Here is a 23,622-nt window from a genome sequence, read left to right as displayed (position 1 = left end):
AATGATACCGCGGGGATTATTGTACACAGAATGGAAGAAAAATCAGTGGCTGTTTTTGTTGAGCGGTATTTTCTTAATAGCGGCAAACCCTTTTATGATTTATTACTACTATTTATCATACCAAGGACGTTTGAAGTATCTGGATCCGCAATATTGTGAATTTACCGTGAGTTATACGAATGGGTCGCTTCTTTCTTTCAGCTGGGTTGTGAGTGTCGTTATTGCTGTCTGCTTAATGGGCTTGGAACGGACCAAAGGAACGATGGATGCCTTGTTAAGCATGCCTTACAGCAGAGGCCAAATCTTTCAGACTAAATTCTGGCTTGGCGCAGCAGTCATTGTTGTTTCTCAGGCGATAGGCTACGGAGCGGCGTCATTGCTCATATCTTTGCTGAAACCGAGCCATACGTACGATTTTGATCATTTTTCAATCGGAATGATTGTCATCAGTTTTATGGCTTACGCCCTGTTAATGGCAGCCGGCGCATTAACGGGACATATATTCGCCCAGCTGTTAACTGCGTTTACAGTAACAGTTCTGCCCTTTTTACTCATCGGTCTGCCGGCCGCGAATCTGGAGGTTGTTTTCGATATTAGTGTAGGAAATCAATTCTCTTTCATCAGCAGCTATATCGAATCTCGTCTTTTTGTATTTATAACTCCTATTGGATATGTGTTTAACGACTGGATCAGAGAAAGAGATTTAGTCTTAATAATTCCGGCAGTGATGAGCCTCGTCTTTTATCTGATCGGTTATGTCAGCTTTCTGAAACATCCGAATGAACGGAACGGCAGATTCTTTCTTTGGAGAAAATTGGACCGCCCGGTGCAGATCTTGGTGATTGTGTTTGCCGTTATGGGGTTTGGTTTATTCGGATATGGAGTCACAAACACGATATTCGGCTATTTAGCCGGCGTGTTCTTCGGCGCTGTGATCGGTTTTTTTATCACTTATTTTACGGTTTACAGGAAAACAAAGCATATGTAAGTTTGTATGAAAATGTGTAGTTTGGGGGAAGGCAAGGTGCCGATTAACGGTTTGCTTTATAAAGAATGGAAGCAGCGGCAGACGCTGCTGCTTCTTACAGCGGGATTCTTATCTATTTTAGGCCCTTTGGCAATTATAAATGAGTATTTTCACTATAAGGATTGTTTGGGTGCGCTTCATCAATATTCAGGTTCAGTTTGTACATTCAGCATGAATTACAGCAATCAGAATTTGATTGGGCTGTACTTCATTCCTCCGGTTATGATGGGGCTTTTTCTGACAAGAGCGGGACGGGCTGAAAACATGTTTACATTGAGTCTGCCGTATTCGAGAAGCCGGATATTCCATACTAAGTTTTTGTTGGGAGCAGCCGTGTTAGCCGGCTCGCAGCTTGTTTCTTACGGATTATCTGACATATTGTTTCTTGCGCTTAAACCTGACGCTGTACATCATTTTCACTCATTCAGCGCCGGGATGCTGGTCATCAGCTTGATGATTTATGCATTAGTGACAGCCGCCGGCACGATAACAGGCAATTTAGCAGCACAGCTGATCACAGCGTTCATGGTCTCCGTTTTTCCGATCGTTGTCTTGATCATTTACCTGTTAAACGCTGAGTTCCTTTTTGGCAGCCAGGCTGTGCAGAATATTCATTTTCCTTGGAGCGGATTTCTGATCTATTTCATGCCTGCCGCTTACATCCATACACCATGGATGTATTACACGAAACATGCCTTGCTTATATCTGCGTTAATGGGATTTTGTTTCTATCTTTTCGGCTATGTGAATTTCCTGAAAATGCCGAGTGAGCGAAGCGGACATTTTATCTTGAACAAACATACAGAACGTATAATCCAAGGGCTGGTCATAGCGCTTAGCATGCTGGGAAGTGCGGGTGTATGCGGATATGCTTATAACGGTAACGGTTCATATACCGGTTACATATTCGGCATGCTGATCGGCGCGGTTATCGGGTTTTTCATCAGTTATTACTTCATCTATAAAAAAACGAAACAAATATAAAGGGGAGTGGTTTACGTGATAGAGGTGCAGCATATCGATCATTCATTTAAAATCGGCAGGAAAGGCAGAGAGAGTCAGGTTCCGGTGCTGAAGGACGTCTCTTTGACGGTTGAAAAAGGGGAGATCGCCTGTATCGTCGGGCGAAGCGGTTCCGGAAAATCGACGCTTCTGAATTTAATTTCCGGCTACATAGCGCCGACGAAGGGGCGTATCGTCATTAACGGCACTGATGTGACGGGCTTCAGTGAAAAGGAGTGGGCTCAGTTCCGCCTCGGGCATTTCGGCTTTATTTTTCAAAGCTTCCAGCTCATTCCGAGTCTGACAACCTATGAAAATGTTGAAATGCCGCTTGCCCTCAAAGGGATTAAACCGTCTGAACGGAAGCAGAAAGTCGCGGACATGCTGAAACGGGTCGGACTTGAGAATCATGCGAATCATTATCCGAATGAGCTGTCGGGCGGCCAGCAGCAGCGTGTCAGTATCGCAAGAGCGCTGATTTTAAATCCGTCGATCATTTTAGCAGATGAGCCGACGGGAAGCCTTGATTCAGAAACGGAACTTGAGGTGCTTTCATTAATTCAGCAGCTGAACCGGGAGCGCGGGATTACTTTTGTCATCATCACGCATGACGATGAAGTCGCTTCGATTGCGCACTCAAAATTCCAGCTGCATGACGGCGTATTAAAAGGGGGCGTTACTGTTGAGATTTAAGGATCAGGTTCACTTTATCAGAAGAAATATGAAAAAAAACCGCCTGCGTGTTTTCATGACTGTGCTTGCAACAACGATGGCATGTGCATTTTTGGTTGTGCTGGCCTCCGTCGGATTCGGCATTCAAAAAACGATAACAGACATAACCATGAGCCAGCAGATCGTAACGGAAATAAGAGTGCTCGGCCAAGAGAACGGAAAAGCCGTGAAGAAATCAAACTTGGAAAAATATAAGAATGTCAAGTCTGTCGTTGAAAGAACCGAAGTATATGAACCGAATAAAGCGTCATTGGATAACAGGACAAACGAAGGTTCAACGATCGTGTTAACAAATATGAAAGACGAAGTAAAAGCCAATATGGAGCTTGATCAGGGAAGAGTAGCCAAATCAGAAAATGAAATTGTGGTCGGTTATGATTTCGCGAAAAACCTATTGACGAAAAAAGAAGCTGAGGCTTACAACAAGGACTTAAAGGATCATCAAGACGATGTCTCAGATGTGAAAAAGCCAAAAGGCTACACGAAGGATCTGCTGAATAAAACCATACAGCTGAGCATTTCTAAGACGAACAATGATAGCGGAAAAACGGAAGGAACCAGAACATACGACTTTAAAATTGTCGGGATTACAAAAAAACCGTCCCAAGATTGGATGGAGGACACAAATATTTTTATCAGTGATCAATTCAAAAAGGATTTTTCGAAATTCTTAGATTTTAAAGGCGGAAATGCTGAAAAAAGCATAAAAGTCTACGCTGACAAATTTGACAATGTTGAACAGTTAACGAATGATTTGAGTGATGACGGTTATCAAGTCATGTCCGTCACAACCGAGCTGCAAGGCGTCAACACCTTTTTCCTCGTCTTTAAAATCGGCCTGATCTTTGTCGGCTTTATCGCCGTCGTCATTTCTGCCATCGGTATTTTCAATACGATGACGATGGCGGTTACGGAAAGAACGCAGGAAATCGGGATTATGAAAGCGATCGGCGCAAGCCCGTCCATTATCCGCAGAATGTTTTTGATGGAAAGCGCCTATATCGGGATACTAGGCTCTGTCATCGGGATTATCATTTCTTACGGAGTGAGTTTTGCCGTCAATCTGGCTGTGCCGGTTATCTTGAAAGCGGTAGGGGGAAATACCGGAGCTGAAGATCTTCATTATACCTTCTCCTATATACCGCTCAGCCTCGTGGTGATCGCAGTTGTCATTTGTGCGGGGGTCGCGGTGATTTCGGGTATGAATCCGGCACGGAAAGCGACAAAAACCAACGTTCTGACCGCATTAAGAAGAGAATTGTAAAGAGAAAAAACCGGCTGGACGCAACAGCCGGTTTTTCATCTATCTATCAGAAAAGGGCGGATACCATGTTTCACATTTTGTTAATAGAAGATGATAACACTTTGTTTCACGAGATGAAAGAAAGATTAACGGGCTGGTCATTTGCGGTGCACGGAATAAAGGATTTCAGCCGGATCATTCAGGAGTTTGCAGCAATCAAGCCTGATTTGGTGATCATTGATGTACAGCTGCCGAAATTTGACGGCTTTCACTGGTGCAGAATGATACGCTCTCAATCAAACGTACCGATTCTGTTTTTGTCCTCGCGCGACCATCCGGCAGATATGGTCATGTCGATGCAGCTCGGAGCGGATGATTTTATACAGAAGCCTTTTCATTTTGATGTGTTAATCGCGAAAATCCAGGCGGTATTCCGCCGCGTGCACCAATATGGCACAGAACCGGCGCTGATGAAAAGATGGTGCGGGGCGGTCATTGACACAGAAACCGGCACAGTCAGCCATAAAAACGGTTCGGTCGAACTGACCAAAAACGAAATGCTGATTTTAAAACTGCTGGCCGAGCAGAAAAATAAAATCGTCAGCCGCGAAGAACTCATCAGAAGCCTATGGAATGATGAACGTTTCGTCAGCGATAACACACTGACGGTGAATGTCAACCGGCTGCGGAAAAAGCTCGATCATTTAGGCATCGGGAAAATGATTGAAACCAAGGTGGGGCAGGGATACATCGCAAAGGAAGAAGACGGTCTTTATGATTAAATCATTTCTGCTCGAAAGAAAAAGCTGGATCGCGATGTTTCTTTTTCAGCAGGCTGTGCTCCTTTTTGCGGCATATATTGATCCGTCTATTCCGTTTCTTTCAGTGCTGTATTTTGTTTACCTGTCGCTTCTTGTGTTTCTTGTTTTTCTCTTGTTCCGCTATCGGAAAGAGACAGCTTTTTATAAAAGCTTAAAAGATTGGGACGCTGATTTAGATATTTCCGGTCTTAAAACGCCCGACAGTCCGTTTGAGTCGATCATTGAAGAAAGCATTGAAGAACAAACAGAGCTATTAAGAAGTAGCTCACTTCATATGCAGGCGGCATCAGAGCATGAGAAGGATGAGCTGATGTCGTGGATTCACGAAGTCAAAACACCGCTGACAGCGATGCATCTCATGATCGAGCGCCTTGATGAACAGCCGCTGAAAGCCCCTTTGCATTATGAATGGCTGCGGATTCACCATCTCCTCGACCAGCAGCTTCATCAGAAACGATTGTCCTTTATCGAAAATGATTTATCGTTCCAGCGCATTCAGCTCCGCCCGCTCGTTTTCAAAGAAATTAAAAATCTGCAATCATGGTGTATACAAAAAGGAATCGGATTTGACATTCAGCTTGAGGCACCGGACGTTCTCAGTGACGGAAAATGGCTTTCCTTCATTATCAGACAGCTGTTAAGCAATGCCGTCAAATACAGTGAAGCGGATGATATAACCGTAAAAAGCTATGAACTAAACGGCCGGGTGCATGTGGATATCAAAGACCGCGGCATCGGCATCAAGCCTAAAGATCTTCCGCGCATTTTTGAAAAGGGGTTTACTTCCACGCGGATGAGCCGTGATCACGCGTCAACGGGAATGGGTCTGTATTTGGCTCAAAAAGTTGCGGCTCCGCTTCACATCCAGATCAGCGTGCGATCAGAGCCGAAACGAGGCACGGTTTTCACCTTGGTATTTCCGAAACAAAACGACGCCGTCAGCATGTTCAGCGTGTGACAAAAGTGTCACATGCTTTTCTCTTTTGTTCGCTTAATCAAACGAAAAAAACGGCTTTTGTTTTTAAAATGAAGATAACCAATGTAAAAGGAGAATCGTAACTGATGATTTTAGAAGCAGGCAATATTCGAAAAAACTACGGAAATAAGCTGAATAAGCAGGAGGTGCTGAAAGGAATTGATCTTCAGATCCAAAAAGGGGAATTTGTCAGCATTATGGGCCCGTCAGGATCAGGGAAAACCACTCTTTTAAATGTGCTATCTTCCATTGATAAAGTGAGCGCGGGCACGATCAGACTGAATGAGACGGAGATCACATCCATGAAAGAAAAACAGCTTGCCGAATTCAGAAAACGGCACCTCGGTTTTATCTTTCAGGATTATAATTTATTGGATACGCTGACCGTGAAAGAAAACATACTCCTGCCGTTATCCATTACGAAAATGCCTAAAAAAGAGGCGGACCGGCGATTTGCCGAGACGGCAGAGGAGCTTGGCATCTATGAGTTGAGAGATAAGTATCCGAGTGAAATTTCCGGCGGACAAAAACAGCGGACGTCTGCCGCGAGAGCTGTTATTCACGAGCCGGGCATTATTTTTGCTGATGAGCCGACGGGAGCGCTTGATTCTAAAGCCGCCTCCGACTTGCTGAATAAACTCAGCCGCCTGAATCAAAAACGCCGCGCTACCATTGTGATGGTGACGCATGATCCGGTTGCCGCCAGCTATTCCGGCCGTGTGGTTTTCATTAAAGACGGCCGCGTGTATACACAGCTGAATAAAGGCGGCCAGGACAGACCGGACTTTTTTCATGATATTATGAAAACGCAAGGTGTATTGGGCGGGGTTCAGGCATGAGCATTCATCATTTAATCTTCCAGAACCTGAAAAAGAATATGAAAAACTATTACCTTTACGTTTTTGCGCTGGTGTTCAGCGCGGCCCTTTATTTCGCGTTTGTCACGATGCAATACGATCCGGCGCTTGATGAAATGAAAAGCTCCATAAAAGGGGCGGCGGCAATCCGGGCCGCCTCCATACTGCTTGTGGCGATCGTCTCGGTATTTCTTTTATACGCCAACACCATTTTTATCAAACGCCGCGGCCGGGAAATCGGCTTATTCCGATTAATCGGCATGACGAAAATGCATATTTTCCGCATACTCAGCACAGAAAACTTCATTTTGTATTTCGGATCGATATGGATCGGTATTTTTGCCGGCTTTTCTCTCTCGAAATTATGTATGATGATGCTGTTTCATACAGTCGGTGTGAAAGCCTCTGTCTCACTGTTTTTTTCAAGCAAGGCGCTCGTTCAGACGTTAATTGTGTTCGGGGCAATTTATGTGCTGATTATGATGATGAATTACCTATTTATTAAACGGCAAAGCATTTTGTCTTTATTTAAAACCGCGTCATCGTCAGAAAGCAGTATAAGACGGCTCTCTTGGGTGCAGATGACAATCGGCGTTGTCGGTATTGCGGCCATTATCGCCGGCTATGCCGTGTCCGCAGATTTATTCGGAGGCAGTTTTACAACCATGAATGAACTGTTTTCGGCAATGGTGTTTATTCTCGGCTCGGTCATTATCGGAACCTATCTGTTTTATAAAGGTTCGGTCAGCTTTCTGGCAAATCTCATCCGGAAATCAAAAGGCGGGTATCTGAATGTCAGTGAAGTGCTGTCTTTGTCATCCATCATGTTCCGAATGAAGTCAAACGCCGTGCTGCTGACGATTATTACGACGCTTTCGGCACTGGCAATCGGTTTGCTGTCTTTAAGCTATATCTCGTACTACTCCGCGGAAAAATCGGCTGAGCAAAATACAGCCGCGGACTTTGCGTTTGATAACCAAAAGGAGACTGACTCATTTACCGCTTTATTGAAGAAAAACGGAATTGAACACAAAGTAAAAACAATCAAGACCATTCAAGCCGGTGTCAATATGAAGAATATCGTAAACGGCGATATGAAAAGCTTCAAACAAGACCCGTCCAGCTTGGCGCTGCCGATTATAAGCGAGAAAGACGCAGAAGGGACGGAGCTTTCTGACGGAGAAGCCGTGTTTACCGGATATAATGATATGATGAAAAGATTTCTCGACTTGAAAACGTCAGGTTCCATTGATATAAACGGCAAAACGGATAAAATACCGCTGGCGTATAAGGGCTTGAAGAACGACTTCCTCCTGTCATATACATTTACAAGCGGAGGGCTGCCGACCGTTATCGTCACGCAGCACGTATTTGACAGGATCGAGAAAGATATCGATCCGTCCATTCAGGGAAAATCAAATCGGTTCTTCGGCATTACACTCAAACGAGAAGAGGACATCCAAAAAGCTGATGGTTTGTTTCAGGCGCAGCACTATTCAGACGGCGCGCTTTCACAATTTGAAACGGCTGACACGCAAAAGAAAAACATGGGGCTGATCATGTTTATTGTCGGCTTTTTGGGATTAACCTTTCTGATCACCTCAGGCTGTATCCTTTATTTTAAACAAATGGGCGAGTGTGAGGATGAGAAGGCTGATTACACGATATTGCGGAAGCTCGGCTTCACAACGGGAGATCTGCTGAAAGGCATCCGCCGGAAGCAGGCGTATCATTTCGGCATTCCGCTCGTTCTCGGGCTGTTCCACAGCTATTTTGCCATTCAGTCAGGGTGGTTTTTATTCGGAACGGAAGTATGGACGCCGATGATTATCGTCATGGCGCTGTATACGCTGCTGTACTCCATTTTCGGCATGCTGTCGGTGCTTTATTATAAAAAGGTCATTCGGTCCGCATTGTAAAACAGGTTGAGGAGCCCCGCTGTGCGGGGCTTTTTTCTGCATGAATAGAAAAAAGCGATTTTTAAAAGAATAGACATACGTCATTTTTTCGCGCGGGGGAGCCTTATGCAGAAGTATTTTCAATTGAAATCTGAAACAGGGGCTTTTCATCTTTTTTCCAAGGAACACATTTTCACGCTGTTGATCATCGGATTGCTGGGGGCGGGCGTGATCGTATTCCGGAAAACGCTCCATCACGGCCGGCCGAATCGCGTTTTCCGATATGTGCTGTTCATTCTTCTAGCCGTGTCGCAGATCAGCTATCATATATGGCTGCTCTGGCATCATGCCTGGTCGCTGAAAATATCTCTGCCGCTGCAGCTGAGCGACCTTTCCGTCTATTTGGCGATGCTGATGGTCATGACAAAAAGCAAAAAGCTGTTCTCCTTTCTCTATTTTGCCGGCTTGGGCAGCGCCATACAAGCGATGGCCACACCTGATTTAGGGGCGTATTCTTTCCCTCATTTTCGGTACATCGTATTTTTCATCTCGCACGGCTGTGTGTTTCTAGCCTGTCTGTTTATGGCCGGTGCCCAAAAGTACAGGCCGTCGGTGCGCGCGCTCTGGGTGTCATTGCTGATCGTAAATCTGTACGGGGCGTGTGTCTTTTTGATTGACCATGTGCTGAATGCAAACTACCTCTATTTAATGAAAAAACCGAAGACCGCTTCGCTTCTGAATGTTCTCGGCCCTTGGCCGTGGTATCTTCTTTCAATGGAAGCGGCGGTGATGCTGAGCTTTTTCATTCTGTATATTCCGTTTTGGCTGCTGAGGAAAAGAGCATGAAGCCCGCTTATGTTTGTGAAGCCGATCATTTGGAATTTTTTCAACATTCCGGCATTATTTTTTTCAGATTCTGATGTTGTAAAAAGACGTCCGCGGCGATAAAATGAATCTGCTATGATAATGGGATCGATACGGAGCTGCAGCTTGCGGTTTCCGTTTTTTCATGGGTTTTTTTATAGAGAAAGGGGGATCGGTATGCCGCGCGCTTTGAAGATATTAATTATCGGAATGTTTATCAATGTGACGGGCGCATCTTTTTTGTGGCCGCTGAATACGATCTATATTCATAATCATTTAGGGAAATCGCTGACTGTCGCGGGGGTTGTTCTGATGCTGAATTCCGGAGCCAGTGTGGCGGGGAATTTATGCGGCGGATTTTTGTTTGATAAAATCGGCGGATTCAAATCCATTATGCTGGGCATTATCATCACCTTGGCAAGTCTTCTCGGACTCGTTCTGTTTCACCAGTGGCCCGTTTATATTTGGCTGCTCGTCATTGTCGGGTTCGGTTCCGGCATCGTGTTTCCGGCCAGCTACGCCATGGCGGGAGCGGTCTGGAAAGAGGGCGGACGGAGAGCTTTTAATGCGATTTATGTAGCTCAGAACGCAGGTGTCGCGGTCGGTTCAGCACTCGGCGGAATGGTTGCGGCGTACTCGTTTACGTACGTGTTTTTAGCCAATGCTTTGCTGTATGTGCTGTTTTTCCTTATCGTATTTTTCGGGTTTCGAAATATTAAAACCGGAAATGCGGGCCAGGTCTCTGTACTGGACTACGAGCCTGTCAGCAGCAGAACGAAATTTACGGCGCTTCTTATACTGAGCGGCGGGTATGTTCTCGGGTGGATTGCCTATTCGCAGTGGTCCACAACCGTTGCGTCACATACTCAAAGCATCGGTATGCCGCTTTCATTATACAGTGTGCTCTGGACCGTAAACGGAATACTGATTGTCGCCGGACAGCCGCTTATAGGTGCTGTTCTGAAAAAATGGTCCGGTGCGTTAAAAACGCAGATGGTCATCGGCTTTTGTATTTTTATCGTCTCGTTCGGCGTGCTCCTTGGCGCCAAGCACTTTCCGATGTACCTTACCGCGATGGTGATTTTAACGATCGGAGAAATGCTTGTCTGGCCTGCCGTGCCTACTATTGCCAATCAGCTTGCGCCTAAGGGGAAAGAAGGGTTTTACCAAGGGTTCGTCAACAGTGCGGCGACGGGCGGCAGAATGATCGGGCCGCTCCTTGGCGGCGTGCTGGTTGATCAATACGGCATGAGCGTGCTGCTTTTGTTCCTGATGGCGCTTCTTGTCGTCAGCATCCTAGCGACGGTGCTGTATGACAAACGTCTGAAAACCGTTAATAAACAAAACGTCCAAGTGCGATGACGACATAAAAAATCCCGCTGTTTCGGCGGGATTTTTTGATTATAAGAGCGGAAGCACGTTGACGGCGTCCTTAACATTTAAATATGTCTTTAATGAAGTAAAGCTGGCATCAAGCTGATTCATTTTCATGGCAAGGGAAGGCTTGATACCGGTGATGATCAATTCTGTGCCAATTAAATTAAGCAGATGATGCAATTTGAAAATCCGGTCTGCGGTCTGTTCGTTTACCTCAGCTAAACCTGATAAGTCTATAATTAAGTAATCATCTTTAGATGCGGTTAATATGTCTGTCAAAGTTGTCACAATGGAATCAAATCGTTCTTCTGTTAAATTCCCCACTAACGGCATGGCGGAGATCCCGTTTCGAATCGGAACGATCGGCGTTGACAGCGTCGCAATTTCTCCGAGGGAATCCTCAAGAAGCTTTTCGTACTCTTTCTGCTCTGTGATGTCTTTTTGAAAACCGACAAAATAGAGCTTGTCTTCAACATAAAGAGGATCAATATTGAGTTCATTCCAAAACGGGGTGCCGTCTTTTTTTACATTTTTCAGCCGCACCGTGATCTTTTCTTTATGTTTTAGGCCTTTTCTTATTTTCGCGACTTGTTTTCGGTCGGTTTCTTTTCCTTGCAGAAATCTGCAGTTCTTACCTAATATCTCTTCGGAAGAATAGCCTGTCATATCCATAAATCCCTGATTCGTATAAATGATGGGATTGTCCTCAAGAGAGGGGTCTGTAATCACCACGCCGATGCGTGCGTGATCAAGCGCCTTTTTGATAAGCTCCAGCTGCTCCAGATTTCCGAGTACATTTGAGTCAGCCATATAAAACCCCCTTTTGGCCGTAAAGCTGCGCACTTTTTTCAGCCATTGTTTCTCCCCTTTTTAAATGAATCTACAGTAACCGTAGCATAACACATGTTCTGTTTCAAGCAGCCGCAGTTTGCAATTTGTCATTCGGGCTTGTCCTCATATACACTGAATATATAAGGGGAAGGCACATCATCGCTAAGTAAGTGACTAGGTCATTGTCACTGGGTGAAAAATGAATCTAATGCATCAAGCTTACCGATCATGTGTTCACATATAATGGAAGAAACAAGCTTTTTACTTTCCTGCTCATTCGCCGGTATGTAGATATCGAAAATCATCGTATTCGTAAGGGGGCTGGATGGCCTGAAGTCGCTTTACTAAATAAGGGCTTTAGGAAGGTGATGAAGATGCTGCATCAGGTAATTATTGCTTGTGTAATTGGAGGAATCATGGGGGTTCTCGGTCATGTGAAAAAAAGAGGCAGGCTGGAGAAACCCAGAATGACAAAGCGGTTTATCTATCTCGGTTTTTTGGAAGATGGTTTTATCGGAATGGCTGCTTCCATCTTACTTGTCTTATCCGCTGACCCCGATTCAGGAATTCAACTCGTCATCTTATCCATAATCGCAGGCTACGGCGGAGAAGCTGTTCTCAGGAGCTTTGATTTTGTCAGGGAACAAAACAGTGATTCGGCCGAAGCAAAACCACACCAGCAAAAAAATCCTCCATCAAAATAATATCCCCGCTCATGACCCGTTCTGGGTACATTCCCATTGTATACAAACCTGCTTGCACTTATGAACAGAATTCTATAAAATACAGGTAAGATTACGGTAGCGATAAGAACAGTGAAGAGGAGCAGTAAGAAGCAGATTTTGCAGTCAGAGAGTTGACGGCCGGTGCAAGTCAATCAAGTCTGTTTCCGAACTCGCCTCAGAGTTGCAGCGGCAAAACCGCTGACGCATAACTGCGTTAAAAGTATCAAGTGAGTGCGGCTTAAAACCGCGCTAACGAGGGTGGTACCGCGGGAAACAAAAATCTCTCGTCCCTTTTTGGGATGAGGGAGTTTTTTTTAGTTTTAGAATAATCTGAATATCATCTTCCTTATCCCGTCAATACTTGGACTACATACGCCGTATTCAATCAGAAGGAGGTTTTTGCGTTGAGTTTTCAGCACGAAAAAATAGAAAAGAAATGGCAGAATTACTGGTTGAAGCATAAAACGTTCGCCGTCAGCGAAGAGAGTGACAAGCCGAAGTTTTACGCGCTTGACATGTTCCCGTATCCTTCAGGAGCCGGCCTTCATGTCGGGCATCCGGAAGGCTATACGGCAACCGATATTCTTTCACGCATGAGACGCATGCAAGGGTACAACGTGCTTCATCCGATGGGATGGGACGCGTTCGGGCTTCCCGCCGAGCAATACGCGCTTGACACGGGGAATGATCCGGCTGAGTTTACGAAACACAATATCGATAATTTCCGCCGCCAGATCCAATCGCTCGGTTTTTCATATGATTGGGACCGTGAAATCAATACGACGGATCCTGACTACTACAAGTGGACGCAGTGGATCTTCACCAAGCTGTATGAAAAAGGTCTCGCTTATGTAGACGAAGTGCCGGTCAACTGGTGCCCGGCACTCGGAACGGTGCTTGCGAACGAAGAAGTCATTGACGGCAAAAGCGAGCGGGGCGGCCATCCGGTTGAACGCCGCCCGATGAGACAATGGATGCTGAAAATCACTGCTTATGCGGACAGGCTTCTTGAAGATTTAGAAGAGCTTGACTGGCCTGAAAGCATTAAAGACATGCAGCGCAACTGGATCGGACGCTCAGAAGGCGCAAACGTCCATTTCGCGATCGACGGCACTGACGACACATTCACGGTGTTTACGACAAGACCGGACACGCTGTTCGGCGCGGCTTATGCCGTGCTGGCTCCAGAGCATGAGCTTGTGGAGGCCATCACGACGGCTGAACAAAGAGAAGCAGTAGACGCTTATATTAAAGAAGTTCAGGCGAAAAGTGACCTGGAACGGACGGATCTTGCGAAAACAAAAACGGGTGTCTTCACGGGCGCATATGCGGTAAACCCGGCAAACGGGGAAAAGCTGCCGATCTGGATAGCTGATTATGTCCTCGCTTCTTACGGAACGGGTGCTGTAATGGCCGTGCCGGCGCATGATGAACGCGATTTTGAATTCGCCAAAGTGTTCAGCCTGCCTGTCAAAGAAGTCGTAAAAGGCGGAAACACGGAAGAGGAAGCGTACACGGGAGACGGAGAACATATCAATTCCGGCTTTCTGAACGGACTGAATAAAGCGGAAGCGATTGAAAAAATGATCGCCTGGCTTGAAGAAACGAAAAACGGTGAGAAAAAAGTGACATACCGTCTGCGTGATTGGCTGTTCAGCCGCCAGCGCTATTGGGGCGAGCCGATTCCGGTCATTCATTGGGAAGACGGCATTTCAACAGCCGTTCCGGCAGAAGAGCTGCCGCTGATTCTGCCGAAAACCGATGAGATCAAACCGAGCGGAACAGGTGAATCACCGCTTGCCAACATTAAAGAGTGGGTAGAGGTCACTGATCCTGAAACGGGCAGAAAAGGCAGAAGAGAAACGAACACGATGCCGCAATGGGCGGGAAGCTGCTGGTATTTCCTTCGCTTTATCGACCCGAAAAATCCGGATCAGCTCGCTTCACCTGAGAAACTGGATAAATGGCTGCCTGTCGATATTTACATCGGAGGAGCGGAGCATGCCGTGCTTCACCTTCTGTACGCGCGTTTCTGGCATAAATTCCTCTATGATATCGGTGTCGTACCGACGAAAGAACCGTTCCAAAAGCTGTATAACCAAGGAATGATTCTCGGGGAAAATAATGAAAAAATGAGTAAATCCCGCGGAAATGTCGTTAATCCGGATGAAATTGTGGCGTCTCACGGAGCAGATACGCTCCGCCTGTACGAAATGTTTATGGGGCCTCTTGACGCATCTATCGCCTGGTCTGAATCAGGTCTTGACGGAGCGCGCCGCTTCCTTGACCGTGTATGGCGTTTGTTTATCGAGGAAAACGGCGAGCTGACGGGCAAAGTGACAGAAGGCGCGGGCGAGACTCTTGAGCGCGTCTATCATGAAACGGTTATGAAGGTGACTGAAAACTACGAAGCTCTTCGCTTTAATACGGGTATCTCTCAGCTGATGGTCTTCATTAATGAAGCCTACAAAGCGAATGAACTTCCGAGAGAATATGTCGAAGGCTTTGTGAAGCTGCTTTCTCCTGTTGCGCCGCATTTGGCGGAAGAACTGTGGGAAAAACTCGGCCACGAAGGTTCGATTGCATACGAAGCCTGGCCTGCTTATGACGAATCAAAACTGGTGGATGATGAAGTGGAAATCGTCGTCCAGCTGAACGGAAAAGTAAAAGCGAAATTAATGGTTCCGGCTGATGCTGATAAAGCAGCATTAGAACAGCTCGCACAAGCTGACGAAAAAGTAAAAGAGCAGCTTGAAGGAAAAACGATCCGAAAAATCATTGCCGTACCGGGCAAGCTTGTCAATATCGTCGCAAACTGACCGGACGAAGCCCCTCTCCTGCAGAGAGGGGCTTTTTTATCAGGCCTCTATCATAGAAATCGCACCGCGGGCTTTGGTATACTTACACCATAAAGATGAATGGGAGTGTCACATATTGAAAATAAATGAAATCAGCACAGCCGCACTTGAAGAAAAATTAAAAGCGGGAGAAGAGCTGTATCTGATTGATGTCAGAGAAGATGAAGAAGTCGCCGAAGGAATGATTCCGCAGGCTGTTCATATCCGCATGGGGGACATCCCAGAAAAGATGGATGCGTTAGACAAGGACAAGGAATATGTATTTATCTGCCGTTCCGGAAAAAGAAGCATGAACGTTTGTATGTATTTACATGAGCAAGGCTTCCGTACGGTTAATGTTGAAGGCGGAATGCTGGAATGGGAAGGCGAAACAAAGCCGAAGAAATAACGTTTTGAAGTGAAAGAAGAAAAGGGATGCACGTCTTTTCTTCTTTTTTTATAGAAAAAAACGGGAGGCGATCAGGTGAAACCGGTCATACGCGCTATGAAAGCAAGTGATATCAAACAGGTCCGGCAAATCGCGGAACGAAGCTGGCATCATACGTATGAAGGGATTATCCCCAGACACATTCAGGATCAGTTTCTCGAATCCGCCTATCAGGATGAGATGATGGAACGCCGGCTTCGTCATTCACTGTTCCTTGTGGCAGAAGAAAAAGAGGGAAAACATCTCGGTTTTGCAAATGCCACCCCGGTTCAAAAAGACGGGAAAGCGGAGCTCGCCGCCATTTATATTGATCCGGATTGTCAGGGAAGCGGGATAGGCACGGCACTTCTTAAAGAATGCATCAGACAGTCCGGCGGGATAAAAGAGCTTTATGTCCATGCAGAAAAAGAGAATGGCCACGCCTTGTCCTTTTATCAGGCTAAAGGATTTCAATGGGTATGTGAATTTGAAGAAGACTTTAAAGGACACACCTTACAGACGGTCAAACTGGTGCTGAACATATAAAGCCGTCCGGCCCCCTCAAGGGCCGGATCGCGTAGATCAATGATAAGCCGGAAGCCAGTCTTTGTGCGCTTCAAATAAGTCATCGCACAAAGATATGATGTCATTCATGGAAAGCTCGGCGCTCGTATGCGGATCAAGCATCGCCGCCTGATAGACAGCTTCCTTTTTTAAAGTGACGGCCGCTTCAATGGTTAAAAGCTGTGTGTTGATGTTCGTTCTGTTGAGCGCCGCGAGCTGTTCCGGAAGTTCGCCTGAATAGCACGGCATCATTTGGTTTTTGACGGCGGCGCACGGCACTTCTACGATCGCTTTCGCCGGCAGATTCGGTATCAGCCCCGTATTCAGCACATTGCCGCTGAACATAAACGGATGCCCCGTCTCCATCGCTTCTATAATTCTCGAACCGTATTCTTTCGAGCGTTCATGCGTCAGGTTTTGATTGTTGATGATGCCGTCTCTCATCGTTTCCCAATTTTTGATTTGTTCTGTGCATCTCCTCGGATATTCATCAAGCGGAATTTGGAGTTCGTCTATCAACTCCGGATATCGGCTTTTTATAAAATACGGGTGATATTCGGCATTATGCTCAGATGATTCCGTGACGTAGCAGCCGAACTTATCCATCAGCTCAAATCGAACCATGTCTTTATGTTTCGTCTTTTGCTTTTCACGGGCACGTCTTTTAATTTCCGGATATAGATCAATTCCGTCTTTTTTGATCTCCAAGAGCCAAGCCATGTGGTTGATGCCGGCAATGCGTTCTTCCGTACCTTCGTGATCCATGCCGAGTGAGTCAAACAGATCTTTCGTACAGACCTGCACGCTGTGGCACAGGCCGACCGTTTGCACATTTGTATGTCTGAGCATCGCGCCGGTCAGAGAAGCCATCGGATTTGTATAGTTTAACAGCCATGCATCCGGACAGACTTCCTCCATGTCTTTTGCGATATCAAATAAAACGGGGATGGTGCGGAGGGAGCGGAAAATGCCGCCTATTCCGACAGTATCGGCGATCGTCTGGCGGAGGCCGTACCGCTTCGGAATGTCAAAGTCGATGACCGTTGCGGGTTTATAGCCGCCGACCTGAATGGCATTTATCACATAGCCGGCGTGTTTAAGCGCCTGTTTTCGGTCATCGTAAGAGATGATAGAAACGCTTGTATTATATCGGTCTCTCATATTTTCAAGCATGAGCTGGGATTCTTTCAGCCGCACAGCATCAATATCATAAAGCGCGAATTCAAATCCGTTTAAAGCTTCAGTCAGTAAACAGTCTCCCAGCACATTTTTTGCGAAAATCGTGCTTCCGGCTCCGATAAACGTAATTTTCTTCAACAGAAAAGCCTCCCTTTTCTTTTCAGCCTTTAACCGCCCCGGAGGACAGCCCTGCAATAAAATATTTTTGAAGCGCCAAAAACAAAATGACCATCGGCAGCATCGCCATAATCGCGGCTGCGGCGACTAAGTGAAGATTGTTCGCATTTTCGCCGAAAAATCCCGCCATAGCCACGGTCAATGTCTGCACCTTTTGATCTTGTAAAAAGAAAATCGCAAATTGGTAATCATTCCAGATAAACACGCAGGAAATGATGCAGACTGTTGCGGTAATCGGTTTCAACAAGGGAAACACGATCGTATAGAAAGTCCTGATCAATCCCGCGCCGTCCATCCGGGCCGCTTCCTCAAGCTCTTTCGGAATGGAAGAGCGGATAAACCCTGAATATAAGAAAACGGTCAGCGGCATATATGCAGCCGTATTAATGAGAATGGCTGCGGCATGCGTATTGATCAGCCCCGCATCAGCGACCATCTTGTATAAAGGAACCATGGAAGTCAAAGGCGGGATAATCATAATTGAAATCAAAAGACCGAAGACGATTTTATTCAGCTTCGTATTTCTTCTTGCAAGCGGATATGCGGCAAGCGAACCCATGAAAATTAACAAAGCGGCGGAAACGGCCGTAATGATGATCGTGTTCAGAAAGGATTGCCCGAGAGAGGCCCGCTCCCATGCTTCACGAAAATTCTGAAAAGAAAAAGCGGAAGGCAGCGACCATTTTGAACTGTAGTCTCCTTTTGCTTTTAAGGACGTGGTCAGCAGAATGTAAAAGGGGACAATATGAACGCATGAGATGACGGCAGCCAACAGGGTAAAGATCCGCATTCGGGCTGTTTTCATGACATTTCCGTCTCCTTTCGCTTGAAATACACGAGAGCCGTAAAGCTGATGACGAGAATAATGACGGACATAAACACACCTTGGGCGGCGGCATATCCCGCATCCTGCCGTTTAAAATATAAATCATACATAAACGTCGACATTGATTGAGAAGAATTGCCCGGCCCGCCTGCGGTCAGCGCGAAAATGACATCAAACAGTTTCAGCCCCCCGATGATATTGATGATCATATTGATTGTGACAGCCGGCATCAATAAAGGCAGGGTAATGGTGAAAAACGGCTGAAGACCGCCCGCGCCATCCATTTTTGCCGCTTCGTAATAATCTTTCGGAATACTTTGCAGCCCTGCCAAATACACAATCATCGCAATGCCTGCGTATTGATAGGTGTTAATCATGACGATAATCCAAGGGTTCGCCGACGGACTTGCCAGGGCATTGACAGAACCGGCTCCCAGCGCGCCAAGCACATCATTCAGCGCGCCCCCGTCATATGAGAAAATAAAATACCAAATGTATCCCATAATCAGCGGACTGATAATGACGGGCAGGTAGACGATCGTTCTTGTGATCGCCTTCATTTTTAAGCTCTGATTCAAAAGCAAAGCATATAAAAGTCCGAGCATATTCTGAAAAAAAGTGCTTCCGAGTCCGTAAAGCAAAGTGTTTTTCACAACGAGCCACGTGTCCGGGTCTGTAAAAAGCCTTTTATATTGAGTGATACCCACCCACTGATATGTCTGCGAAAAACCGTTCCAGTTTGTAAATGTGATAAAAGCGCCTTTGACAAACGGAAAAATCATAAAAATAAAAACCGTGGCAAGAGCAGGGACGTACATCCACCATAGTGACGCGGGTTTTACAGGTTTCTTATTTTGATATCCGGCGTTTTCTCTTGCAAGATTACTCATTCTTTTTCAGCTCCTTGTGAATCAGACTGAAGACGGAGCCGTTTATATTCTCTGCCGAGTTTCGCCGAAATTTCAGCAGGAGTTAAAATATCAGCCATCAGCTCCTGTCCGGCTGTTCCCATCACATCCCACATTCCGTTCGGCAAATAAAGGCGGTCGAAATAAGGCTGTACCTTAATATGCTGATAGCGCTTATAGTCATTTGCATAGAAAATGTCTGTTTGCACATTCACTAATCCGGCCGGGAGCGAGGTCGCTTCGGCAATTGATTTTGCGTTTTCGGGACGGGCCATAAATGCGATAAACTGTTTCGCTTCTTCAAGCCGCGGGGAATCCATGGATGCCGCAAGCGTATAACGTTCGCCCCCGATCCATACCGGTGCGTCTCCCTTGTGGATAGCCGGGGTCGGTATGATGCCGACTTTTACCTTCGGATTGATTTGCGCAACATCTTGGCCGAGGGTGCCCCCCTGCAGCGTAAAGGCGATTTTGTTTTGCGCCATCAGTTCGATGAGCTGGGACCGTTTTGCCGTCACGGCATCTATATTGAGCAGGTTTTCCTTTTGCATCTCTTTCAGTTTGTCAGATAAATAGGTGAAGTGTGTCCAGCGGAAGGTTCCGTTTAACAGCTGTTTTTTGTAACGGTGAGCGGGATCTGTGATGAGAAGCGGTGCGGCGAATTGATCGTAATATTGGGCAAATGAACTTTTTTCATAACCGGCAAACCAGAAGGGGGTGACTGTTCCGCCGCTTTTTTCTTTAATCTGTCTCAGTGCCTTCATCAAATCATCCATCGTTTCCGGCGGTTTAATGCCGTACTTTTCCAACAACGTACGGTTGTAGGCCAGTCCGTCCTTTGCCTGATTCAGAGGGAAGGCGTATATTCTGCCTTTGGCGTCCTTAAGCATGCTGTTTAAATTCGGATCGAGCCGCTTCGTCCAAGACATTCCGCTGAGATCGGCTGTATATTCTCCATAGCGGATTTTGGCCCAGCCGTGCGTGTCGAAAAGATCGGGCATGTCATCGGCCGCCATTCGGACCCTCATCATATTTTCGTAGTCATTGCCTGGGAAATGAACGTTTACGTGAATGTCCGGATGTTCTTTTTGGAATGCATCAGCCAATTTTCTGAATACGGTGCGTTCGCTGTCTGAGGAAATGGTGGAATAGACTGTCAAGGTTTTCTGCTTTTCTCCTGAGCTGCTCTCTTTTGCCGAGCAGCCGGTAAGTACCATACAAGTAAAAGAAAGAAACAAAACCAGTAAGCGTTTCATCTTTTCCTCCTTTAAATATGATATAAACGCTGCGGGAAACGTCACCTCCTTTCTTGTGAACCGCAGCTTTGTCTGACAATCAGTGAAGTGGGAAGCGTCACGGCCAGCGGGACGGTTCTGCCATTTAAACGGTCGAGAAGCAGTTTGACGCCCGTCCGGCCCATCTCTTCCGTGTATACTTTTACCGTTGATAACGGCGTGCTGGCGTATTCTGCTTCATCAATGCCATTGAAGCTGACAATCGCTGTATCACGCGGGACTTGAAGGCCGGCCTCCTGCAAGGCTTTTAAAGCGCCGACGGCCATTGAATCACTTGCGATAAAGAAAGCGTCAGGCAGACTCCCGCTTTTGATGGCTTCCTTCATCAGCCGGAAACCTTCGTGCATGCTGTATTCGCCTACCAGCACATGCTCCGGCTCGGCGCCGGCCATTTGTAAAAAAGCGGTCAGACGCTTATCTTCAATCGTTTGATTGCTGTTTACACCATTTATGACGGTATGCTCCCGTTCACGGCCGCCAATATAGCCAAGCCGCTGATAGCCGAGTGACAGCAGATGTTCTATCGCCTTTTGCGCTGCGGCATAAAAATCCACGCTGACGGAGTCGTAGCGGGCGGGATCGGGTGTGCCGTTGATAAATACCGCATGCTTGAAAGCGGCGCAGATATTCGTAAGCGCCTCGTCTTGGAGGCTGCCGATTACGATCACACCGTCCAAATCGTGAAATAATTGCTCTTGGAAAGAACCGAGATGGATAGAAGAAGTGATAAAGATTTTTTGATGAAAACATTCTTCTTCAATGCCTTTTCTGATCGCTGAGAAATAAGGATCCTGCCGTTCTTCCTCCGGTGACAGGCAGCTGACAACGCCGATCAGAGGCGCTGAATCGCTGCGGCTGCGGTTCTTTCGTTTTTTTGCCGCCGGCTGATAGCCCAGCTCATCGGCGATCCGCAGGACTTTTTCTCTTGTTTCTTCAGTCACGGCCAAAGAGTCATCTCTGTTCAAAATTCTTGATACTGTCGCACTGGATACAGATGCTTGTAAGGCAATATCTTTGAGGCGGACCATTTTGCATCTCCTTTTTACTAAAAATTTACTAAATAGAAACGAACTGGTTATGATTAAAATGATATTATCACATGTCAGTAAGCGTTTTCAATAACGATTTTCGGTTATTTTTAGTAAAGATCAGTAAAAAAGAAAAACTTGTTTATTCTCTATCATAATTCATTTCTACCGGAATAAATTGATAGGGAAAGGAGAGGATGACGTGCTGAAGATAGCTGTGTTTGATGAGGAGCATGAAAAGGATTTGCAGACTGAAGTCAATTCATTTTTAAAGGGGATTTCTGAAGAACAGCTCGTTGATATCAAATATACGGTAGCGGCAGCCTGTGATCCGGAAGGAGAGCAGCTTTATTGTTTTTCCGCTCTCATTTTATATCGGAAATAAAGAAGCCCGGACGAATGGCTGGGCTTCACTGTGCATTATGCTTTTTTGACGCGGGGACTTCTCGGCTTTTGGTATTTCTCCGCTTGTTTGATTCCTTTTCTTTCACTCGCTAATGATTTGTACAGAGACACGATCATCAGAAGGATTACGACTGAAAACGGAACCGCAGCGAGAATGGCTGTGTTTTGCAGTGCGGCAAGGCCGCCGGAATATAATAAAACCGCTGCCACGGCAGACTGGATAATGCCCCAGGTGACTTTCACCCGGTTTGAAGGGTCCAACGAGCCGTAAGTCGTCTGCATTCCAAGCACAAATGTCGCTGAATCGGCTGATGTAATAAAAAATACAGCGATCAGAACAAGCGTCAACACGGATGTCACCATTGTGAGCGGGTAGTGGCTGAGAGCGCCGAACAGCATCGTATCCGTCGACAATCCGGCGACATTGAAGACGCCTTTCTGCTGAAGATCCATTGCAGATACGCCGAAAATCGCAAACCATAAAAAGGCCAATATACAAGGTGTCACTAACACACCGATTAAAAATTCCCGGATGGTCCGGCCCCTTGATACACGGGCGATAAAAATGCCGACAAACGGAGACCAGGAAATCCACCAGGCCCAATAGAAAATGGTCCAGCTGTTAATCCATTCGCGTTTTTGGGGATCATTCGGTGACAAGCGGAAGCTCATCTGCACGATATTTTGGATGTACTGCCCGATAGAATCGGTAAATGAGTTCATAATCAGCACCGTCGGGCCTACAATGAGCATGAAAAGCATTAATATACCCGCGAGCACCATGTTGGTATTGCTTAAGTATTTAATTCCTTTGCCGATGCCGCTCCACGCAGAAATTAAGAAAAGCACGGTCACGACAACGATCAAGATCAGCTGAATGGAAAATGTCTTCGGAATGCCGAATAAATAATGCAGACCGCCGTTGATCTGAGTCGCGCCGAGCCCCAAGCTTGTCGCCACACCGACAACCGTTGCAAATACGGCGATACAGTCAATCGTCTTGCCGATCGGACCGTTCACTTTATCGCCTAAAATCGGTGTCAGTGTGCTGCTGATCAAACCGGGTGCATCTTTTCTGAATTGAAAATATGCGATACATAAAGCGACGACGGCGTATATGGCCCAAGCGTGCAGCCCCCAATGGAAAAACGTATACCGGAGCGCATCACGAAAAGCTTGGGGCGTTTCTGTTTCACCTGAGGGAGAGCTGATCGCGTAATGGCTGATCGGTTCCGCAGCCCCGTAAAATACCAGACCGATTCCCATACCTGCGCTGAATAGCATGGCAAACCATGATAATAAGCCGAATTCCGGTTTTTCCCCGGGTTTTCCGAGTTTTATTTTGCCGATCGGACTCACGATGAGAAAGAGGCAGAAACCGACAAATATTGATACGGCCAGCAGATAATACCAGCCGAAAGAATCCGTAACAAAACGTTGTGCCGTATCTGTAACTTGCTGCAGGCTGTCAGGTGAAATAACTCCCCATAAAACCGCAGCGGCTGTGATAACGATCACAATCCAAAAAACACTGGAGATATTCTTTTTCTTCAAACGTTCTCACCCTCTGACTATTTTTTCAATACGCCATTTGCTTTAGTATGATCGTACGATTGCAGGTCA

22 protein-coding genes and 1 other annotated feature are annotated in these 23,622 nt (G+C 46.3%); of the genes, 15 read left to right on the top strand and 7 right to left on the bottom strand.

The window, feature by feature from the left end; translation table 11 throughout:
* Position 1: 1 nt before the first annotated feature.
* The 10 genes from AADZ70_RS09735 (at position 2) to AADZ70_RS09690 (ending at position 10,782) form a co-directional block, all read left to right on the top strand.
* Positions 2–988, top strand: coding sequence for an ABC transporter permease (locus AADZ70_RS09735; RefSeq protein ID WP_342006967.1), 987 nt, complete (start codon positions 2–4; stop codon positions 986–988).
* A 36-nt stretch (positions 989–1,024) separates the two neighbouring features.
* Positions 1,025–2,011 (top strand): ABC transporter permease, encoded by a 987-nt coding sequence (locus AADZ70_RS09730; protein ID WP_342006966.1) that lies wholly within the window; start codon positions 1,025–1,027, stop codon positions 2,009–2,011.
* 15 nt (positions 2,012–2,026) lie between these two features.
* Entirely contained in the window at positions 2,027–2,722 is a 696-nt protein-coding gene (locus AADZ70_RS09725; RefSeq protein ID WP_045926413.1) for an ABC transporter ATP-binding protein, read from the top strand.
* The gene (locus AADZ70_RS09720) at positions 2,712–4,025 is read left to right on the top strand and encodes an FtsX-like permease family protein (RefSeq protein ID WP_342006965.1); all 1,314 of its coding nucleotides are present in this window, start codon (positions 2,712–2,714) and stop codon (positions 4,023–4,025) included. Before AADZ70_RS09725 ends, AADZ70_RS09720 begins: the two co-directional genes overlap by 11 nt.
* Before the next feature lie 65 nt (positions 4,026–4,090).
* On the top strand, positions 4,091–4,786 hold the full coding sequence (locus AADZ70_RS09715; protein ID WP_016938505.1) for a response regulator transcription factor: 696 nt from the start codon (positions 4,091–4,093) through the stop codon (positions 4,784–4,786).
* Complete coding sequence (locus AADZ70_RS09710; RefSeq protein ID WP_342006964.1) at positions 4,779–5,783, top strand: sensor histidine kinase; 1,005 nt, start codon at positions 4,779–4,781, stop codon at positions 5,781–5,783. Before AADZ70_RS09715 ends, AADZ70_RS09710 begins: the two co-directional genes overlap by 8 nt.
* A 101-nt stretch (positions 5,784–5,884) precedes the next feature.
* Positions 5,885–6,640: an ABC transporter ATP-binding protein gene (locus tag AADZ70_RS09705; RefSeq protein WP_342008054.1), complete on the top strand. Its 756-nt coding sequence runs from the start codon at positions 5,885–5,887 to the stop codon at positions 6,638–6,640.
* On the top strand, positions 6,637–8,577 hold the full coding sequence (locus tag AADZ70_RS09700) for an ABC transporter permease (RefSeq protein WP_342006963.1): 1,941 nt from the start codon (positions 6,637–6,639) through the stop codon (positions 8,575–8,577). Before AADZ70_RS09705 ends, AADZ70_RS09700 begins: the two co-directional genes overlap by 4 nt.
* Before the next feature lie 105 nt (positions 8,578–8,682).
* Entirely contained in the window at positions 8,683–9,402 is a 720-nt protein-coding gene (locus AADZ70_RS09695) for a TIGR02206 family membrane protein (protein ID WP_342006962.1), read from the top strand.
* 195 nt (positions 9,403–9,597) lie between these two features.
* The gene (locus tag AADZ70_RS09690; protein ID WP_045926419.1) at positions 9,598–10,782 is read left to right on the top strand and encodes an MFS transporter; all 1,185 of its coding nucleotides are present in this window, start codon (positions 9,598–9,600) and stop codon (positions 10,780–10,782) included.
* 39 nt (positions 10,783–10,821) lie between these two features.
* Here the strand turns inward: AADZ70_RS09690 and AADZ70_RS09685 are convergent, their stop codons facing one another.
* Complete coding sequence (locus AADZ70_RS09685; RefSeq protein ID WP_016938511.1) at positions 10,822–11,607, bottom strand: STAS domain-containing protein; 786 nt, start codon at positions 11,605–11,607, stop codon at positions 10,822–10,824.
* Positions 11,608–11,996: 389 nt separating this feature from the next.
* Here AADZ70_RS09685 and AADZ70_RS09680 point away from each other — a divergent pair, with 389 nt between their 5' ends.
* From AADZ70_RS09680 to AADZ70_RS09665, 4 genes are all read left to right on the top strand, one after another.
* Positions 11,997–12,332 carry a DUF4257 domain-containing protein gene (locus AADZ70_RS09680; RefSeq protein WP_015418038.1) on the top strand — a complete coding sequence of 112 codons (336 nt, stop codon included), beginning with the start codon at positions 11,997–11,999 and terminating at the stop codon, positions 12,330–12,332.
* Positions 12,333–12,434: 102 nt separating this feature from the next.
* Positions 12,435–12,648 (top strand) — a binding site (T-box leader).
* Between the two features lie 109 nt (positions 12,649–12,757).
* Positions 12,758–15,172: a leucine--tRNA ligase gene (gene leuS, locus AADZ70_RS09675; RefSeq protein ID WP_342006961.1), complete on the top strand. Its 2,415-nt coding sequence runs from the start codon at positions 12,758–12,760 to the stop codon at positions 15,170–15,172.
* A gap of 115 nt (positions 15,173–15,287) precedes the next feature.
* Complete coding sequence (locus AADZ70_RS09670) at positions 15,288–15,599, top strand: rhodanese-like domain-containing protein (protein WP_007613212.1); 312 nt, start codon at positions 15,288–15,290, stop codon at positions 15,597–15,599.
* 75 nt (positions 15,600–15,674) lie between these two features.
* On the top strand, positions 15,675–16,163 hold the full coding sequence (locus AADZ70_RS09665) for a GNAT family N-acetyltransferase (RefSeq protein WP_064777616.1): 489 nt from the start codon (positions 15,675–15,677) through the stop codon (positions 16,161–16,163).
* 36 nt (positions 16,164–16,199) lie between these two features.
* Here AADZ70_RS09665 and melA read toward each other — a convergent pair whose 3' ends face one another.
* Genes melA through AADZ70_RS09640 form a run of 5 tightly spaced genes read right to left on the bottom strand, consistent with a single transcriptional unit; the run spans position 16,200 to position 21,594 of the window.
* Entirely contained in the window at positions 16,200–17,498 is a 1,299-nt protein-coding gene (gene melA / locus AADZ70_RS09660; RefSeq protein WP_342006960.1) for an alpha-galactosidase MelA, read from the bottom strand.
* A gap of 22 nt (positions 17,499–17,520) precedes the next feature.
* Entirely contained in the window at positions 17,521–18,342 is an 822-nt protein-coding gene (locus AADZ70_RS09655) for a carbohydrate ABC transporter permease (protein WP_342006959.1), read from the bottom strand.
* Entirely contained in the window at positions 18,339–19,253 is a 915-nt protein-coding gene (locus tag AADZ70_RS09650) for a sugar ABC transporter permease (RefSeq protein WP_342006958.1), read from the bottom strand. The genes AADZ70_RS09655 and AADZ70_RS09650 overlap by 4 nt, the downstream gene beginning before the upstream one ends.
* On the bottom strand, positions 19,250–20,527 hold the full coding sequence (locus AADZ70_RS09645; protein ID WP_342006957.1) for an ABC transporter substrate-binding protein: 1,278 nt from the start codon (positions 20,525–20,527) through the stop codon (positions 19,250–19,252). Before AADZ70_RS09645 ends, AADZ70_RS09650 begins: the two co-directional genes overlap by 4 nt.
* A gap of 41 nt (positions 20,528–20,568) precedes the next feature.
* Positions 20,569–21,594, bottom strand: coding sequence for a LacI family DNA-binding transcriptional regulator (locus AADZ70_RS09640; protein ID WP_342006956.1), 1,026 nt, complete (start codon positions 21,592–21,594; stop codon positions 20,569–20,571).
* 202 nt (positions 21,595–21,796) lie between these two features.
* Here AADZ70_RS09640 and AADZ70_RS09635 point away from each other — a divergent pair, with 202 nt between their 5' ends.
* Entirely contained in the window at positions 21,797–21,979 is a 183-nt protein-coding gene (locus tag AADZ70_RS09635) for a sporulation protein Cse60 (protein ID WP_013353238.1), read from the top strand.
* Positions 21,980–22,014: 35 nt separating this feature from the next.
* Here the strand turns inward: AADZ70_RS09635 and AADZ70_RS09630 are convergent, their stop codons facing one another.
* Complete coding sequence (locus tag AADZ70_RS09630) at positions 22,015–23,553, bottom strand: BCCT family transporter (RefSeq protein ID WP_016938521.1); 1,539 nt, start codon at positions 23,551–23,553, stop codon at positions 22,015–22,017.
* Positions 23,554–23,622 lie beyond the last annotated feature (69 nt).

It is taken from the genome of Bacillus sp. YBsi01, assembly GCF_038406745.1.
Taxonomy (GTDB): Bacteria; Bacillota; Bacilli; order Bacillales; family Bacillaceae; genus Bacillus; species Bacillus siamensis.
The sequence above is the reverse complement of the archived record's forward strand: the minus strand, read 5'-3'. Positions and strand labels throughout refer to the sequence as shown.

Excerpts from the sequence above, each read along its gene's own strand:
- AADZ70_RS09735 (WP_342006967.1), top strand. The coding sequence starts at position 2 with ATGATACCGCGGGGATTATTGTACACAGAATGGAAGAAAAATCAGTGG.
- AADZ70_RS09715 (WP_016938505.1), top strand. The coding sequence starts at position 4,091 with ATGTTTCACATTTTGTTAATAGAAGATGATAACACTTTGTTTCACGAG.
- AADZ70_RS09710 (WP_342006964.1), top strand. The coding sequence starts at position 4,779 with ATGATTAAATCATTTCTGCTCGAAAGAAAAAGCTGGATCGCGATGTTT.
- AADZ70_RS09700 (WP_342006963.1), top strand. The coding sequence starts at position 6,637 with ATGAGCATTCATCATTTAATCTTCCAGAACCTGAAAAAGAATATGAAA.
- AADZ70_RS09695 (WP_342006962.1), top strand. The coding sequence starts at position 8,683 with ATGCAGAAGTATTTTCAATTGAAATCTGAAACAGGGGCTTTTCATCTT.
- AADZ70_RS09690 (WP_045926419.1), top strand. The coding sequence starts at position 9,598 with ATGCCGCGCGCTTTGAAGATATTAATTATCGGAATGTTTATCAATGTG.
- AADZ70_RS09685 (WP_016938511.1), bottom strand. The coding sequence starts at position 11,607 with ATGGCTGACTCAAATGTACTCGGAAATCTGGAGCAGCTGGAGCTTATC.
- AADZ70_RS09680 (WP_015418038.1), top strand. The coding sequence starts at position 11,997 with ATGAAGATGCTGCATCAGGTAATTATTGCTTGTGTAATTGGAGGAATC.
- AADZ70_RS09655 (WP_342006959.1), bottom strand. The coding sequence starts at position 18,342 with ATGAAAACAGCCCGAATGCGGATCTTTACCCTGTTGGCTGCCGTCATC.
- AADZ70_RS09650 (WP_342006958.1), bottom strand. The coding sequence starts at position 19,253 with ATGAGTAATCTTGCAAGAGAAAACGCCGGATATCAAAATAAGAAACCT.
- AADZ70_RS09645 (WP_342006957.1), bottom strand. The coding sequence starts at position 20,527 with ATGAAACGCTTACTGGTTTTGTTTCTTTCTTTTACTTGTATGGTACTT.
- AADZ70_RS09640 (WP_342006956.1), bottom strand. The coding sequence starts at position 21,594 with ATGGTCCGCCTCAAAGATATTGCCTTACAAGCATCTGTATCCAGTGCG.